Raw genomic sequence first — 15,621 nt, 5'->3', positions numbered from 1 at the left:
TTTCTTAACTACTTTTCTCTATCTGTATCTGCAAGTTTCTAGGAAACCGATAATAAAAATAAATCATTTCAAATAAGACATCTGTCTATTTGAAATGATTTTAATTAAGATATGTCTTTAACTGTATTTATTTATACCCATCCACGAAGTCGCGTTGCTTCTGCCATTCTTAATCCTACAATATATGCAGACAGCCTCATATCAACATTCCTTTGAAGAGACGTTTGATATACATTTGCAAAGGAATCTTTTAATATTTTCTCCCCCTACAGAAAGAAAAATCTCTTTATTAGCAAATAAATCATTTAACTCCCCATCCGTACTCCAGAACTTACGCACATTTGTTTTTAATTAAAGTAATTCGCTTTTTGCTTCTTGCAGTTGATCTTCAGTCAAATTATAAAGTGCGACTTTATTCTGACGGTCAATTCCCATCATCTGCCCAACCATATAAATATTATTTACATCATCCCAGGTAGCTACTTTTCCTTTAAAACGCTCATCCCATAAAATGTCCCAAGAAGCAGGCTCCTGTTTAATTATATCAGCATCATATATTAAATAATTTGGTCCCCACATGTAAGGGACTCGATATACCTTATCCTTTCTTTCCACATCCGGTAGTTTTAATTTTGAATCTTGTTCATTGTAATGACTTAGTTTTTTTCTATATTTATAGGTTCTACAGCATCAGCTTTAGTAAATCAGCCACATCACCTGATGGAGAAATAATATCGTATATGCTTCCCCCGCCAGCTCTCAATTTGGCTATCAGCTCGTCTGTAGTGCCAAAATACGTATAATTGACCTGTACACCATACTGTTTTTCAAACCCTTCTACAATATTTTTATCAGCATAGCCTTCCCATGTTAGTAAATTTAAAGAATCACCCTTAAATCTTGTTGCAGCATCTACAGATTCACTCTTCTGCTTTTCGTTTACGCTTAATCCACCTTCACTACATGCGACTAGGAAAGCCATACATGCGACTAGATTGTACATAATTAAAAGTGTTCTCTTGATTGTAATCATGCTACCTCCCCTTTTTCTGTCCTAATAACATTTCTCACAAGCAAAAATCATTTGACTTGGTTAATGGATAAGAATCAGTCTTTAGCAGATTTTTGGTACCTTACATCATTAAAAACTGCTGTACTTCAATATCCCCAGGTAAAGCTGGCTCTGCTGTTACAATAGAAAGTAGCAATAATTGTGCCAATCACGGTTAAAACATTATTTTTAAATTAAAATAGATTTAAACCTGCCTTTACTCATCATTTTGTTTTACTTTTACAGTTGTTACATAAAAAACGTGCCCGGTTTGCATCTCAGTAATTTCATAAATGAAATTAAATAAAAAATATTGAATAAAAACTTCGTTTTAAAGACCGGTAACTTTCGGACTTCTTTAAACGAGATTACTCGTTCTCCGTATTCTATAAATTGAACAAAGGAAATTTATTACTTTACTTTGTGGATTAGTAAAATAATCCATTCGAGAAATTCTCTTAGGTTTAAAAATATTCAGACTTTTCATGTGGTATAATGTATTAAATATTCAAATAAATGCTACATTCACGCCTTATTTAGATATCGAAAGGGAGTGACATCATGTCTGTACAGGTTCCGCCTTCTTCCACTTCTTTTAAAAATGAAATTTTAATAAGTAATGATTTACTAGACTTACTCTCCTGTATGTATAATGAGATTTTAATCGTCAAACCTAACGGTGAAATCGTCTTTTCGAGTCAGTATCGATTGCCACCGCTCGATGATTTTAATGATCAAGAACTAATTAAAAAAAACATTATGAGCATGAAACCTCAGGAGTTACCTAGCGCACCGGTTTTACCTCTCGTATTAGAGAACCAAGAGCAAACTACATATGTTTATGAATCACACGAAGGTGAAAAAGTAATGGTTGTTGGGACTCCTGTTTTCAGTACAAACCATGCAATTGAGCGGGTTATTATTGCTTCACGCGATTTCTCTAAAACACTTCAATCTGTTGATAAAAATGAATTAAAACAGAAACGCCAACTAAAAGTCAATGAATCGAAAAACTCTGAAACTCGAAAAAAGCCTAATGGGGTTTTTCGAAGTGCAGAAATGAAAAAAGTACTAAACCAAGTAAAAAAAGTTGGAGAAGTATCCACGACTGTCTTACTAATCGGTGAATCTGGAGTCGGAAAAGAGGTAATAGCCAAAGCGATACATCAGCTTGGAGAACGGGCCAGCAAGCCATTTATCAGGGTCAATTGTGGAGCTATTCCAGAAAATCTCTTAGAATCAGAGTTGTTTGGCTACAAAAAAGGGGCTTTTACCGGAGCCGATCCAAGAGGAAAAATTGGTTATTTTGAAAAAGCTAATGATGGAATTATCTTCTTAGATGAAATATCAGAGCTGCCACTCAATCTTCAGGTAAAATTACTTAGAGTCATTCAAGAAAGGGAACTGACCCCTTTGGGGGGAACCGAACCCGTAAAACTAGATATTCAGATTGTTACTGCAACAAACAAAAACTTGGAAGATCAAGTAGAGGCTAAAAAATTCAGAGAAGATCTTTATTATCGATTAAATGTTGTTCCAATCCCAATTCCTCCTTTAAGGGAGCGTATTGATGATATCCCTTATTTGTGTGATTATTTTATGTATAAATTTAATCAAAGGTATAATAAAAATATCTTAATAGCACCTGATGCTTTTGATGTTTTAAAGGTACATCCCTGGTATGGGAATGTCCGTGAATTAGAAAATTTCATTGAGCGGCTTGTCGTTACTACAGACGAAGAATGCTTAGACGCGGAAAAGGTGAGAAATTTACTCCCTTCCAAAAAAGAATCTGTAAAGGCGCCCATCATTACAAATATTATGCCTTTACAATATGCATTAGAAAGTGTAGAAGAACAATTAATTGTTAAAGCAGTTGATCAGTTTAAATCGCTAAAGTTAGCTGCTCAGGCTTTAGAAGTCAGCCAGCCTACAATGACAAGAAAATACCAAAAGATTAAGGAAAGACAGAGGCAGGAAAATCTTCCGTTAGATAGACAATTTAAAAATCAAATCTTAGAAGAGAAGCTAGATAAACAATTGCGATCTATCACTTCTGTAACCGCTTCCTCGTTAAATGCAGAAGAAGTAAAAGAATTACTGTTTGACCAAAATTGTGAAAATCCAGTCTATGAAAAACTAAAAAATCGTCTTACAACAATAAGAAGGCTTGAAGGTGACCTTGAATGGGCCTATATTTTCTCAGTAACAGAAGACAATAAAGTAATTAACTTAGTGGCTGATGAAAAACTACAAATTCTGCCGGGAGAATATTATGATGGGCCTAAAGAGATTATGAATGCTCTTTTTGAAGCCATGAAGGGAGATATTATTATTACTTCCCGGTACACTGATAAATTTGGCAGTTGGAAATCCAGCATCGCTCCTATTCATGACGAATCTGGTAAAGTAATTGCTGTTTTTGGTTCAGACTTCAGCATAAATTACGTTGATACTCAAATAAAGAAGCTGAGAAAGTTATTAAATGTATAGAAAATTTCTGTACTATTCCCAAAAAGCGCGGTCGAGACTCTACTGCTCCTATACAACAAAAGTAAAAAAGTCGCTAAGGTTTCTTAGCGACTTTTTTACTTTTGTTGTATTTATTTATTACGATCTAAAATATACTTAGCAAATGCATGAAGCAAGCTGTCCTTCATAGTGATTTGTTCTAGTGCTTCTATTGCATAAGTATAGTGTTCCTGAAGCTTTTTTTCCGCATCTTTTAGACCCAGTAACGCGGGGTATGTAGTTTTATCGTTTATTAGATCTTTTCCTGCCGTTTTTCCAAGCGTTTCTGTCGTGCCATTAATATCTAAAAGATCGTCCTTAATTTGAAAAGCAAGCCCAATGTGGTAGGCGTAAGCTCTCAGAGCAGCACGCTGTTCCTCTGTCGTATCTGCTAAGATAGCTCCCGCCTCTACACTAAAACGAAGCAGAGCGCCTGTTTTATTGATATGAATATTTTCAAGCTCAGACAATGTTAACTGCTGCCCCTCAGCTTGAATATCTAAAATTTGGCCGCCTATCATGCCTTCTACGCCTGCTGCTTTGCTAAGTAAATCAATCAGCTCTATTTTATTTTTGTCGCTTATATGTTGCATTCTCGCCAAAATTCCAAAACAAAGTGTATTTAAAGCATTTCCAGCTAACGTAGCAACGGCTTCCCCGAATACCTTGTGATTAGCCGCCTCTCCGCGTCGTAAATCGTCGTTATCTATACAAGGCAGGTCATCATGTATCAGTGAATAGGTATGCAGCATCTCAATTACAGATGCAACTGGTAATCCTTCTCCTTCTTTTTTATCAAACACCTTGAGCACAGCCAGTAAGAGTAAAGGACGTATTCTTTTGCCTCCTGCATTTAAAGAATACCACATTGATTGTTTTAATATGGAAGGACCCGCGATTTCATTGATATGTTCTTTTAAATTTTTCTCGACAAGCGGCTTATTTAATTCAATAAATCCCTTTAATATTCTATCCATTAATGATTCCTTTCCAACGACCTTCAACATCTATTCATAATCATATGAGAAGGGTAAGTTTTAATGTCAACTAAGTATACTATATGTCTTACTACATTCCCCATAAAAAAGCCTATAGATTTCATCATCAAACTGAAGACTTAATCTATAGGCTAAAAGGTAAAATAGATTTTTCCTAGACATATAATTTATTAACTACTTTTAGAACAAACATTTTCATTCTTAATCTGTGCCAGAAGAGAGCCTACAGAGACAGTATCTCTCTCCTTAATATTAATCGTCTCAAGAATACCGTCCACCCCTATGACTGCCAACTCTCTTAGTGTACCGTAATCGGTTTTTAATATAAATAAAGATACTCCTTCCACAATTCTCTGGTTAGGCTCTACAAGAATTTCTTCCACAGTACCAGAAAAAGGACTTGTCACCAATTCGTTATCCAACCATTCTTTTGTAATAACTTTAAACTTAAGCATATTAAAACTCTCCTTATAAAATCTATCCTTAATAAATCATGTGCTTAGAGGAACATAAACCCTCATGCATGTGTTCTTCTTTCCCATTTAATTTAATACCTACTTCAGGTCCTGCTTCCCTATAAGCTTAAGATTGGCTGCACATTTTACACAATTTACAATTCCCTTTCCCTTTACACTCTTTCAGTTGTGATTTATTTTCTCCCAGTTGTGTATGAAGACTTTTCACTTTTTCTTTTCCTTTGATAATAGCCGCCATAATACTTTCCCTCCTTTATTAAAAAACCAGCCACAAACCACCTATATATAGGTAGATTCGTAACTGGTTCCTGTTTACGGGTGTGTTTCAATTACTTAAAACACAATAAACTGTGCAGTTTATATTTATTTTTCAGCCGAACATTATATCTCTTCTACTAAGGTTTTTAATTATTTTTTAGTTAAAATGACCACGCTGACGAAGAAGTTCACGATTTAGATTCGGATCTTTTTCAAATGCTGCCCGTCCATGGAGCCAGAAGATATTATTGACCACTACAAGGTCACCCACTGGAAGTTCAAGTTCAATCACATGTTCATCATTTTCCATGGAATTTGAAAGATCGTGCAAGTACTTAGCTTTTTCAATTGTCTCAGGATATGCAAACTGATCGATATAGCAGATACCTGGCTTATTATTATAATTAAAGAACGTTACACGCTCAATTTCTTGATCAACATTTTTGCTTTTCGGTGCTTTGTACGTAAATTTATGATTTGCAAGTGGATGACTTGCATACTTGTCAAGTTCACTCCAATCGTCCAAATGGAGCAAACGAGACTCTCCACCACGGGCATTTTCTTCTACCATTTTCATCATGATCAGCCAATCAGTCGGCTCATCCACAAACGTTCCGTCTGTATGCAAGGTAAATAAACGGTATGCCTGGCGAAGATATGAATCACTTCCATCTGTATCTTTTACAGAAAACCGTGCATAGTATTTACCCGACATTGCATCCTGGTTTGGAGCACCAAGTAAGTAGGAAATAGCTGTAGATAAGATTACATAATCATCAGTATCTTGAGATACGCCTTCTAGCCCAAGTGTAAAACCACCAGAATCCCGATCATGAACGATACCGCGGATTAATTCTCCAAATTCTTCTCCTAGCTGATCAAGCAAGTATGATGCCATAAGTAACCGGGCGTACGGTGTATACTCTAAATGCTCAACTGATGTACCTGCTTTATGAACCGCTTCCAAAAAGTTCTTTACTGCTTCCTTCGATAAACTAATGTGATAAAGTCTGTTTGTTTGCGGATGTACTTTTACTTCGTAATACTCTGTTTTTGTTTCAAATTTCACTTTGTTTTTTTCTGCAATACTCATGATCAATTCCTCCGATTTTAAAAATAATGGATCCTCAGAATATAAAAAGCCAGTTAAACAAACTCTCTGCAAAGAGAAAATTTGTTTAACTGGCTTATATCCACTTCTTAGCTCTATGGTAATAGAATCACAGTGAATATGCAGTTTTTATTTATAAGTACGAACTGTCATTTTATAATTCTGGTTCTCCATAGCATGATCACGATTTTGAAAGGGCTTTTTTCAAAAGGTGATGTTTGCGATGATGAATCCTTTGCTTGATATTACTTTACCACTTCAAATGAATATTATCAATATATTTCAAAAATTTTTTATATTAATTCTTTTTTACTATCTTCTTTCATTTGTTTGAAGCTTTCATTTGTTTGAAGCTTTCATTTGTTTGAAGTGCTGATCGAGATCCTTTAAAGCCGCTACAAGAGCATTGGTGGCTTTTCCACGGTAATACAATTGTATGGCCTCAATTGCTTCATCTATACCATCATTCAAACTGGTCCCTTTTAAAAGGCGACCAATAAATTCACGGCCGTGTTCTGTAGCCAGCGTACAAGAAGCCTCTAACACAACTCCATATTTAGCATCTATTTCAGCTGTAATCGTCAGTGTTTCAAATACACTTTTAGCAGCCATTCCTTGTGGCAGGCGGGCATGACCCGCAATAAATACTGTTTTTGCATTGAACATACATTTTCCTCCAGTTAACTCTATAGTTGAATAGCCGCCTGTTTTAAGTGGAATTGTTCTGGAACACGATTTACGACTTCTTTTCCAATTTCAATTGAAGCTGTCGCGGCAGGCGATGGTGCATTACAAACATGAATTGTACGTTCTCCCATAATAATATGGAAGTCATCCACCATGTTTCCATCATCCTTTAATGCTTGTGCGCGGACTCCTGCTGGCGCTGGAATTAAATCATCTTCCTGAATTTCTGGAATTAGTTCTTGAAGGCTTTTAGTAAATTGTTTTTTACTAAAAGAACGTACGTATTCTTGCATACCTTCTTTCATAAATTTACTAGCCAGCTTCCAAAAACCACTGTAACTTAGTACTTCACTTAAATCTTTCGCATTAAAATCTGTTTTTCTATACCCTTCTCTTTTAAAGCTTAACACCGCATTTGGTCCGGCATCGACTTCCCCGCTAATCATTCTTGTAAAATGCACACCCAAGAATGGGAATTTAGGATTTGGAACTGGATAAATTAAATGTTTAACAAGATGACGTTTTTCTGGAATCAGTTTAAAGTACTCACCCCGGAACGGAACAATTTTCATATCGGTTTTATAGCCAGCCGCTGCTGCTATCCGGTCGCTATGTAGCCCTGCGCAATTTATTACCATACGCGCCTTTAATGTACCCTGATTTGTATCGATAGTAGCATGGTCCGATTCTTCGTGAATTTTCAACACTTTTGTATTAAGTTTGATTTCTCCTCCTTGTTGCTCAATAATTTCAGCAAACTTTTCACTCACTTGCCGGTAATTGACGATTCCTGCCTGCGGAACTCGAATGGCTCCCAACCCATTAACATGGGGCTCTATCTCTTTTAATTCGTTAACATTGATCTTTTGAATAGCTAGTTTATTTTCAAGCCCTCTGTTATATAAATTATCGAGAAGCGGTAACTCTTCTTCTTTTGTAGCTACAATTACTTTTCCACAAATATCATGGTCAATGCCATGCACTTTACAAAATTCAGTCATTGATTTACTTCCCTGCCTTGCAAAACGTGCTTTGAAACTGCCAGGCTTGTAATAAATACCTGAGTGTATTACACCACTATTATGACCTGTTTGATGTTCCGCTACTGTTGCTTCTTTTTCAATCACTACTACTTTAGCATTTGGAAAGCGATTGTATAATGCCATACCCGTCGATAAACCAACAATGCCGCCACCAACAACTGCAAAATCGTACATTTTCTTATCCGCTCCTTTTAGTTTGGAGGACAGTTATTTAAGCTCTCCATATAGTGAATTAAATTATTTTTAGTTCTTAAAATATGATATTCTAATGCCGCTTTTACCTCTGAAGAGTCTCCCCGCACTACTGCTTCATATATCATTCTATGCTCTTTCTGAGTTTCTCGATGGTAGTCTCCTAGCAGATTAGGGGCGATAGGAGAAATCCCCATAGTCTCAATTAATTTTCGAAGGCGTGGCCATGGGCACTCTTTTAATAAAATCTGGTGAAATGATGCATTTAGCTCAATATATTGTTCATTAGTTTCATCAGATATAACAAGTTCTTCCATCTGAAGTAAAATTGTTTCCAACCCTTTCTTGTCATTAGCTGTTAAAAAAGGAAGCGATTTTTGTACAGCCAAACCTTCCAGTAGAGCTCTTATCTGATACGTTTCTTCAATATTTTCGCGTGTTACTGGAGTGACGATCGCTCCTTTATGTGGAACCATCTCCACTAGTCCCTCTACCTGCAGCTGTGTAAGTGCCTCGCGAATCGGCATTCGACTTACGTTGAGTCGCTCTGCCCACTCTTCCTGAATTAGCCTTTCTCCTTTTTGAAAGGTGCCATTCAAAATGGCCTGACGAAGACTTTTGGTTACTTCTGTAACAACTGTAGATTTAACGCGGCGTTCCTGGATAACGATGTTATACACCTCTTTCACATTGGATACAATTTAAAATATATCACTAAGAATAACCGCTTACAAGTGTGATTTTAAAGAAAATTTAAAATGTTTTGGATACAATTTTAAATTTTTCTGTTATATTTAAATTACACAGCAAGTTATTTAAAAGAGTTTTTCAAGTAAAATGAATATAATTTATCCAATCCTTTCATGCCCTAGCTGTATGAGGTAATCCGTTGCCTGTTCTGCTGCCAAGATATTATCATTATCTTTGAAAATGAAACCTTCCTTTTTTTAGTTAACTTGTTAGAGATAGATATTTTTTTCCACGACGTGGTAAACGCTCACAATTTTAAAATAAACTATAGCCTTTTGTACTTACTTCAAAATGAAATTAATAAAATTAGGCTTGAAAGTTAAGAGAAGATTAATTATCAAGCAAAAAGAAAGCGCTTACTATTTTTAGACGTTTTAATCTCACTTTTACCCTTGACTTATTCTAGCTAAATTGGGGTTGGAGACTATCTGACAAAATTAAGGAAGGAGAAGACCTTTGTCATAAAATTACGCCATGGAGGAGTCACCATGGAAATGCAACTATCCCAAAGATCGATGTTAAAAACAACATTATCAAAAGAACTAACACAAGCAATTTCATTGTTACAATATTCATCAATTGATCTATTGTCCTATATTGAAGAGCAAGCTATTCAAAACCCGTTAATTAAAGTAGAGAAAAAAGAAGAAAGCTGTTTAAAAGAAAGGCTATGTTCTAAAAAATTGTTGCTTTTCCTATGAAAAAAAGGACTTCGCTAAAAGTCCTTTTTCTTCATAATTTTAAATTTTGAATCATTTCTACTCTGTTACCAAATGGGTCTCTAAATTCAAAACTAGTTTTCATTCTGTCAAAACCATCTTCTGTTCCTATATGAACGTCTCTATCTCCGACTTTTCTCAAAAACCTCCACGTCCTTTTGCTACACCTCCCCCTACGGATGCAGGTGAAAATGCGCTGACAAATATTGAGTTGAAGGCTTCTGGTATATGACCTATATTGATAAAGAGGACTATCAATCCACCTAAAATATAAAATACTGACATGAAAGGAACCAAAATTTCTGTAACTCTTCCTAACACCTTTACCCCACCAAGAGAAACGATTCCCACAAGAATAACCATTACAATACCTATCGCTACTGGAGAAATTTTAAAAACTTCTTGAATCGTTTCAGAAATGGTATTAGCCTGAACCATATTGCCCCCGATACAAGCCAATGCAAGACTGATAGTGAAAAATGCAGCTAAAAAGGAAGAATTCAACCCCTTTTTCATGTACCAAGCAGGGCCTCCAACAAAATTACCGTCTTTCCCCTTTTCACGGTAGTGAATACTAAGGACAATTTCTGCATATTTTGTGCACATCCCAAAACATCCTGATACCCACATCCATAAAATTGCTCCAGGGCCACCCATAACTAATGCGGTTGCGACCCCTACAATGTTACCAACACCGATTGTAGATGCTAATGCTGTTGATACAGCCTGACGTGGAGTTAATGTACCTTCACCTTCAATTTCTGAGTCTTTTTGAAAGGCTCTACCGATTGTTTATTTAAAAATAAAAGATAGCTTTCTTTTAACAAAGGTTATAAACCTTTAACCTAGCAATGTTTAAAGAGAGTAAAAATATTGAGAAATTTATTTACTAATCAATAATTCTGAGTATAGTTAGAGCAGTAATTAATGAATCCTAATCATAAATTACATCACCGATAGTTGTACCTATTGCGTGTTTTACCCTTGCAAAAATGCAACGCGAACTTAATATTCCCGTTTTCAGGGCGTTTCTTTGGGGCATTGTTAGCGGTTTTGGAACATAAACCCTTTATCTTTATCATTAAAAATATGCTCTTTTTCTTTCATAGATTTGAGGTGTTGAAAAAAGTGGAGATAAAAAATTTAGTAGTAAAACAAAATAAGAAAGACATATTTTATACAGTTAAATTTGAATTAAACCGAGATAATAACATCACTAAAAATTGGGCTACAATAGTAAGGAAAGGTAATAAATATATCTTTAATAGTGTGATTTACAAGATTGATCCGGAGAAAGCTGTGTTTTCTAATAAAACGGTAAAATCACCTGACCCAGAGTTCTATTACAATGCGTCTTTGACAGAAAAGGTATTTAATTTAATATTAAAATCTCAAGATTTTACACAGTACCGAGAAAAATACAATATAATATTTAATTTAAAGAAAGTATATGACAGTAAGCAATTAACAGAACGAGAGGAGAACCTTAAGAATCTTATAAAAGTAGCATTAGAAAGAGATGAATACATTGGTGCGATTTGCAATTCTGGGAAATATTATATCCCATTGTTTGATATGGATCCTGGTTGGCATATTGAATCCTTTCTACCCAATGGTGATGAGTATAATGATTATTTAAAATACATTGGTTTTGATAAAGAGGCTGAAATCATAAAACATTTAAATTGGGTTATAGAGCGTTTAAATAAAGTTTCAAACAACGTGTACGCTGTAAAAATTGAAAGTTTTCTAAAAACTATAGTTACCAATACCGGAGTAGAAGAAGAGTTTGGTTCTTTGTTTGGCTGGGACTTACCAGAAGACACGATCTTTTATGACGAAATTTTCTATACGGAAACGATAACTAGGCTTGCAAAAGAAATGTTGGAGAATAATGAAGAAGAAATTATTGAAGTTGCTTTAGTTGGGAATCCAGTTGTGTTGGATGAAAATATAAGTGAATATTACATTGCTGATAGTATCCTTTACGATGATGAATCTTATTTTGTCGATAAAATGTATGAATTTGCACTCAACAAAGAATCCTATCTAGCAAAAATAAAACGAGATTTCTCCGCATATCTGGATCTTAACACGTTAGATAAAAGGGATGGACCAAAAAAAACACGGCTTTAAACACGCGGCTAAGTTTTGGATTAGCTGCTAAAGGAATCGATTTTATATCCGCGCTAAATTACCTAACAACAGTAAAAACTTATTCATTTAAGTTAAAAAGCATTGCTAACAGCAACGCTTTTTTTAAAACTTGATATTAAAGCCAAAACCAACAACAACGAGGGATAGTTCTTTACACCCCTCTACTTTAAAGATTATTGAAATTCCAAATCTTCTTAGCTATGCCCGCAAGATACACACTCCTTATATTTATTTCTTCGAAGGTCCATTTGTCTTCTTTACAAATTTCTTTGGTTAACATTATGATGGATTGCTCATATTTTTTTTTCTTTTCATGAAAAGGATAATTAGATGCAGTAATATTTAATTCGCTTCCAAGCAGCGTAAGGTTCCCAATTCTATTAACGAACATTGAATATTCAGAAGCTCTTGTTCCTAGTTCTTTTTGCCAAGAATTTTCAATGTCTTTATTTCTTTTCCTTAGTAATTCCCTTGGCAAAATATGTTCGATGTGAACATCACTCCGACCACTTATAGTTTTTTCTTTTGTGTTGTTTGTTAGTGCATTTTCTATCATTTCTAAGATATATTTCGTTTGTGCTGACCTTGTAAAATCCCGGTTCTGGAAGTTTAAATAAAATTCAGTATCAGATGGGGTTCTCCTCTTAAGATAATCAACAATATAAGAAACTGGCATTTCTTTATTGAACGATTCTAAAGCCAAATGATTGTAAATTCTATCTATGTCTCGGGTTGAAATATTACATATACTTCTTCGCAATGTAAAAACTTCGATAGCCTCCAAAATTGATATCAATTGATCTTTATTAACATTCTCGGAGAGGCACTTAATTAGTAGAGGGTAGCACGTAGTTGCTTCTATACGTACTAACGTATTTAGCCGATCATCCACCTCCTTTATGCCTAATATTCCATTATACAGCTTTAAATACATTTCAGATTTTAACCATATATCTTCAACTAAACTCAATAGATTATCATTTGAATCAATCAACTTTTGATATTTCGAATACAGTTTAGGTATTGGGACTACACCATATTCAATAGAGAACAAATAATGTCTAAAGAAACGAACCTTATCGTGCCGGACCGACTCAATATCCTCAATATTTTCGATAATACTATCCCAAATATCAATGCATTCTTCCAACATTGATTCGTTGGCTGAAAATTTACTTAGTAAATAATTTTTAATCAAATCAACGGACGAAAGGGATAACCCGCGGTTATTTAGGGTCTCAAAAAGCTTGAATGCGTCATAATATGAATCAGTAACCATTAATACAAGATCCAATGACCCCAATAACTTTGTATAGATGTGCTGCCATTGCAATTTACTATCCTGCAACTTTTCTAAAAAGAAATTATAAGCTTGAATGACTTTTTCATTTTTCACTTCTTCCCTTTTAATACTTTTTTCAACTAATTTTTTGAATAATTTGTTATCCTTCCTACCTAATATTAGCTTGGCTTCAATTTCATCTATTGTTGAACTTTTTAAAAAGTAATTATTTATGTAGGCCGCACGATCCTTATCGATTTTCTCTGCTAAATCACGTATTGCAGTTAAAAGTATTAGAATAGTTGTTATTCGTTGTTGTCCATCCACTACCTCAAAATACCCAAAACCTTTTTGCCGCTCTTGACTTATGGTAATGATAAACCCCAGAAAATGTGTTTGGTCACCATCTAATCTGATTAAATCTTCCCATAAATCATTCCATTGATCTTTCCCCCAATTGTATGGTCTTTGATATAGAGGTATTCGAAAGACCTCATTAACACTCCCTAATAACTTTCCAATACTGAGTCTTTTTGTATCTATTGACATTTTCTCACCTCCAAGAACAACTTCTAATGTTCATTATAGTCATATATGAATATTTTTAAACGCAAAATAGTCAACTTCGACTAAATGCGTTTTTTTAATAACATTTTTGCTATGATGTTTCCACTTATATAAATAAAAAATTCTTTTTTATAAACAGTATTAACGGGGGATTTATTATGATAAATTTGGGTGAAAAATTGAGAACTTTAAGATCAGCTAAAGGTATATCTAGTACCCAACTTGAACATTTATCAGGAATTAGTCAGTCCAATATTAGTAAAATAGAAAGGAATGCTATATCTCCAACTATAGAAACACTTCTAAAAATTTCTGAAGCATTAGAAATTAGCATTATTGATATATTTGAGATTAACGATGATACGCCTAGCGATTTGGTTGATCTAATCAATACAGCAAAAAAGTTATCCTCTGATCAACGGCAAAAAGTTACTGAAATGATCCAATCTTTTTTGAAATAGTTATTGTAGAAAAGTGAGAGAGAATGTATAAATAAAAACACCGTATTTAGCGGTGTTTTTTTAGTTATACATATAAATAGCCCAAGTTAATTAATTACGTTTCCTCTTCAATTAGAGAACACCTGTAATACATCCATAAATCCCCAGAAAACAAAAAGACTATAATGAGTATGGACTTTCATACATAATACGGAAGTAATAAGCTATCAAAAGTTAAGATAAAACTAAAATCTCTGCTCCACCTACTACTTCACTCTGTTCTTTCTTCTTTATTAACTCGATCCCCCTCATTCCTTTCTGATCAGCTGTTAAAAATCACAAGTTATAAGGAGGTTAATGATTTTTGAGTTATAAAAATTCTTTGTTAACTTTTCAAGTATTTAATTTCAAGCCCTATTCCCCCATTTTTAGCTAATGTATGATTTACCCTTACCATATCTTTACTTTATTTATTTAAAATGGAATCAATCCTGAAATAGTTTATTCTACACCCCTTATTTTTTCTCCAGCTCTATATCATTTAATAGATACCCATATAATGTATCCTTATCTAACTGTTTCAAGGTTTTCACTTGGGTCGCTAAGATGTGCATAAGAATCCATCTTGTTTTGTCGCTCAAATTATTTGAATAACATAAAGTTTGTTCTAATAAATTACGAAACAAATAATACTGAGCCGGTATGCTCAATTCCTCTACCTTGTTTATAAATTGATCTTTCCAATCATCTGCTGAATTACTAAACGACATTTTATTTATCCCCCATCGATATTTTCTCTTAGCTGACTAAGGTCTTTGCATTAAATTCTATTTATAGCCTAGAAACAAGGGGATAATAAAAATATTTTTTATGAACTTTTATTAATAAGACCACTACTAAACATTAATCCAAACCGATATATAAAGTTGTTGCCGGTAAGATATCCATAGCATCAGCTAAATAAATTAAAGATAATACTCCTCAAAGAATATTCAGGCAAGATTCACCTTACCAACTCCTCAATTAGTAGCTCAAGTATTCCCCTTTCTTGTTATAACAATCTTATTCAATAACACTAAAACGGTGTTTTTTATATAATCTGGTTTATAATCTGTTAGATGGCATAAAGGGCTACACCTAAGATTGGTTGACCTTCAGTAGGAAGAAGTAAGTTTCGCTTTCTTCATTTTTTGTTCCGGATTTGATTACGACTAATGTAGTCAGGGCACCAAAAAAATATTTTGAGTATAACTGCAATTTCAATTCCAGAATTCTTACTCTTCATCACATTTCACCTCGTATTATGTTTTTAATAAAATTAATTGTAATTGAATGCTTACCATTAATGATAAATAAAAAGCTACCACACATAATACACT

General features: G+C 34.3%; 16 protein-coding genes. 4 read left to right on the top strand and 12 right to left on the bottom strand.

The annotated features are described in order from the left end of the window. Positions 1-351 precede the first annotated feature (351 nt). Both JFU50_RS21605 and JFU50_RS21600 read right to left on the bottom strand, forming a co-directional pair. The gene (locus JFU50_RS21605; protein WP_201224061.1) at positions 352-615 is read right to left on the bottom strand and encodes an ABC transporter substrate-binding protein; all 264 of its coding nucleotides are present in this window, start codon (positions 613-615) and stop codon (positions 352-354) included. 67 nt (positions 616-682) lie between these two features. Then, positions 683-1,033, bottom strand: a complete 351-nt coding sequence (locus JFU50_RS21600) for a hypothetical protein (protein ID WP_201224059.1) — start codon at positions 1,031-1,033, stop codon at positions 683-685. Between the two features lie 579 nt (positions 1,034-1,612). Between JFU50_RS21600 and JFU50_RS21595 the strand changes: the two genes are divergently transcribed. Further along, on the top strand, positions 1,613-3,544 hold the full coding sequence (locus tag JFU50_RS21595) for a sigma 54-interacting transcriptional regulator (protein WP_201224057.1): 1,932 nt from the start codon (positions 1,613-1,615) through the stop codon (positions 3,542-3,544). A 110-nt stretch (positions 3,545-3,654) separates the two neighbouring features. Here the strand turns inward: JFU50_RS21595 and JFU50_RS21590 are convergent, their stop codons facing one another. The 7 genes from JFU50_RS21590 to JFU50_RS21565 all read right to left on the bottom strand — a co-directional run bounded on the left by JFU50_RS21590 (position 3,655) and on the right by JFU50_RS21565 (position 9,007). Further along, positions 3,655-4,539: a polyprenyl synthetase family protein gene (locus tag JFU50_RS21590; RefSeq protein WP_201224055.1), complete on the bottom strand. Its 885-nt coding sequence runs from the start codon at positions 4,537-4,539 to the stop codon at positions 3,655-3,657. A 191-nt stretch (positions 4,540-4,730) separates the two neighbouring features. Continuing rightward, entirely contained in the window at positions 4,731-5,015 is a 285-nt protein-coding gene (locus JFU50_RS21585) for a hypothetical protein (protein WP_201224053.1), read from the bottom strand. Positions 5,016-5,142: 127 nt separating this feature from the next. Beyond that, positions 5,143-5,274, bottom strand: coding sequence for a hypothetical protein (locus tag JFU50_RS31545; protein WP_274608362.1), 132 nt, complete (start codon positions 5,272-5,274; stop codon positions 5,143-5,145). Positions 5,275-5,451: 177 nt separating this feature from the next. Then, a complete protein-coding gene (gene glaH, locus JFU50_RS21580; protein WP_201224051.1) occupies positions 5,452-6,387 on the bottom strand; it encodes a glutarate dioxygenase GlaH in 936 nt (311 codons plus the stop codon). A gap of 357 nt (positions 6,388-6,744) precedes the next feature. Next, on the bottom strand, positions 6,745-7,071 hold the full coding sequence (locus tag JFU50_RS21575; protein ID WP_201224049.1) for a DUF3870 domain-containing protein: 327 nt from the start codon (positions 7,069-7,071) through the stop codon (positions 6,745-6,747). A 20-nt stretch (positions 7,072-7,091) separates the two neighbouring features. Then, positions 7,092-8,309 carry an L-2-hydroxyglutarate oxidase gene (gene lhgO / locus JFU50_RS21570; RefSeq protein WP_201224047.1) on the bottom strand — a complete coding sequence of 406 codons (1,218 nt, stop codon included), beginning with the start codon at positions 8,307-8,309 and terminating at the stop codon, positions 7,092-7,094. Positions 8,310-8,326: 17 nt separating this feature from the next. Further along, complete coding sequence (locus tag JFU50_RS21565) at positions 8,327-9,007, bottom strand: GntR family transcriptional regulator (protein WP_342366293.1); 681 nt, start codon at positions 9,005-9,007, stop codon at positions 8,327-8,329. Positions 9,008-9,565: 558 nt separating this feature from the next. Between JFU50_RS21565 and JFU50_RS21560 the strand changes: the two genes are divergently transcribed. Beyond that, positions 9,566-9,778: a hypothetical protein gene (locus tag JFU50_RS21560; RefSeq protein ID WP_201224045.1), complete on the top strand. Its 213-nt coding sequence runs from the start codon at positions 9,566-9,568 to the stop codon at positions 9,776-9,778. A 156-nt stretch (positions 9,779-9,934) separates the two neighbouring features. On the opposite strand, the gene JFU50_RS21550 is transcribed toward JFU50_RS21560, so the two are convergent. Beyond that, positions 9,935-10,555, bottom strand: coding sequence for an alanine:cation symporter family protein (locus tag JFU50_RS21550; RefSeq protein WP_446728188.1), 621 nt, complete (start codon positions 10,553-10,555; stop codon positions 9,935-9,937). A 369-nt stretch (positions 10,556-10,924) separates the two neighbouring features. Here JFU50_RS21550 and JFU50_RS21545 point away from each other — a divergent pair, with 369 nt between their 5' ends. Then, positions 10,925-11,932 (top strand): hypothetical protein, encoded by a 1,008-nt coding sequence (locus tag JFU50_RS21545; protein WP_201224043.1) that lies wholly within the window; start codon positions 10,925-10,927, stop codon positions 11,930-11,932. 187 nt (positions 11,933-12,119) lie between these two features. Here JFU50_RS21545 and JFU50_RS21540 read toward each other — a convergent pair whose 3' ends face one another. Further along, the gene (locus tag JFU50_RS21540; protein WP_201224041.1) at positions 12,120-13,784 is read right to left on the bottom strand and encodes a DUF262 domain-containing protein; all 1,665 of its coding nucleotides are present in this window, start codon (positions 13,782-13,784) and stop codon (positions 12,120-12,122) included. 176 nt (positions 13,785-13,960) lie between these two features. Between JFU50_RS21540 and JFU50_RS21535 the strand changes: the two genes are divergently transcribed. After that, the gene (locus tag JFU50_RS21535) at positions 13,961-14,263 is read left to right on the top strand and encodes a helix-turn-helix domain-containing protein (protein ID WP_106028145.1); all 303 of its coding nucleotides are present in this window, start codon (positions 13,961-13,963) and stop codon (positions 14,261-14,263) included. A gap of 494 nt (positions 14,264-14,757) precedes the next feature. Here JFU50_RS21535 and JFU50_RS21530 read toward each other — a convergent pair whose 3' ends face one another. Then, on the bottom strand, positions 14,758-15,012 hold the full coding sequence (locus tag JFU50_RS21530) for a hypothetical protein (RefSeq protein WP_201224039.1): 255 nt from the start codon (positions 15,010-15,012) through the stop codon (positions 14,758-14,760). Positions 15,013-15,621: the final 609 nt, after the last annotated feature.

The organism is Peribacillus sp. TH14 (assembly GCF_016651145.1).
Taxonomy (GTDB): Bacteria; Bacillota; Bacilli; order Bacillales; family DSM-1321; genus Peribacillus; species Peribacillus butanolivorans.
The sequence above is the reverse complement of the archived record's forward strand: the minus strand, read 5'-3'. Positions and strand labels throughout refer to the sequence as shown.

Bases quoted from the DNA above. Each gene is read 5' to 3' on its own strand.
- JFU50_RS21530 (WP_201224039.1), bottom strand. From the start codon at position 15,012: ATGTCGTTTAGTAATTCAGCAGATGATTGGAAAGATCAATTTATAAAC.
- JFU50_RS31545 (WP_274608362.1), bottom strand. From the start codon at position 5,274: ATGGCGGCTATTATCAAAGGAAAAGAAAAAGTGAAAAGTCTTCATACA.
- JFU50_RS21595 (WP_201224057.1), top strand. From the start codon at position 1,613: ATGTCTGTACAGGTTCCGCCTTCTTCCACTTCTTTTAAAAATGAAATT.
- JFU50_RS21575 (WP_201224049.1), bottom strand. From the start codon at position 7,071: ATGTTCAATGCAAAAACAGTATTTATTGCGGGTCATGCCCGCCTGCCA.
- JFU50_RS21600 (WP_201224059.1), bottom strand. From the start codon at position 1,033: ATGATTACAATCAAGAGAACACTTTTAATTATGTACAATCTAGTCGCA.
- JFU50_RS21590 (WP_201224055.1), bottom strand. From the start codon at position 4,539: ATGGATAGAATATTAAAGGGATTTATTGAATTAAATAAGCCGCTTGTC.
- glaH (WP_201224051.1), bottom strand. From the start codon at position 6,387: ATGAGTATTGCAGAAAAAAACAAAGTGAAATTTGAAACAAAAACAGAG.
- JFU50_RS21560 (WP_201224045.1), top strand. From the start codon at position 9,566: ATGGAAATGCAACTATCCCAAAGATCGATGTTAAAAACAACATTATCA.
- JFU50_RS21535 (WP_106028145.1), top strand. From the start codon at position 13,961: ATGATAAATTTGGGTGAAAAATTGAGAACTTTAAGATCAGCTAAAGGT.
- JFU50_RS21540 (WP_201224041.1), bottom strand. From the start codon at position 13,784: ATGTCAATAGATACAAAAAGACTCAGTATTGGAAAGTTATTAGGGAGT.
- JFU50_RS21585 (WP_201224053.1), bottom strand. From the start codon at position 5,015: ATGCTTAAGTTTAAAGTTATTACAAAAGAATGGTTGGATAACGAATTG.
- lhgO (WP_201224047.1), bottom strand. From the start codon at position 8,309: ATGTACGATTTTGCAGTTGTTGGTGGCGGCATTGTTGGTTTATCGACG.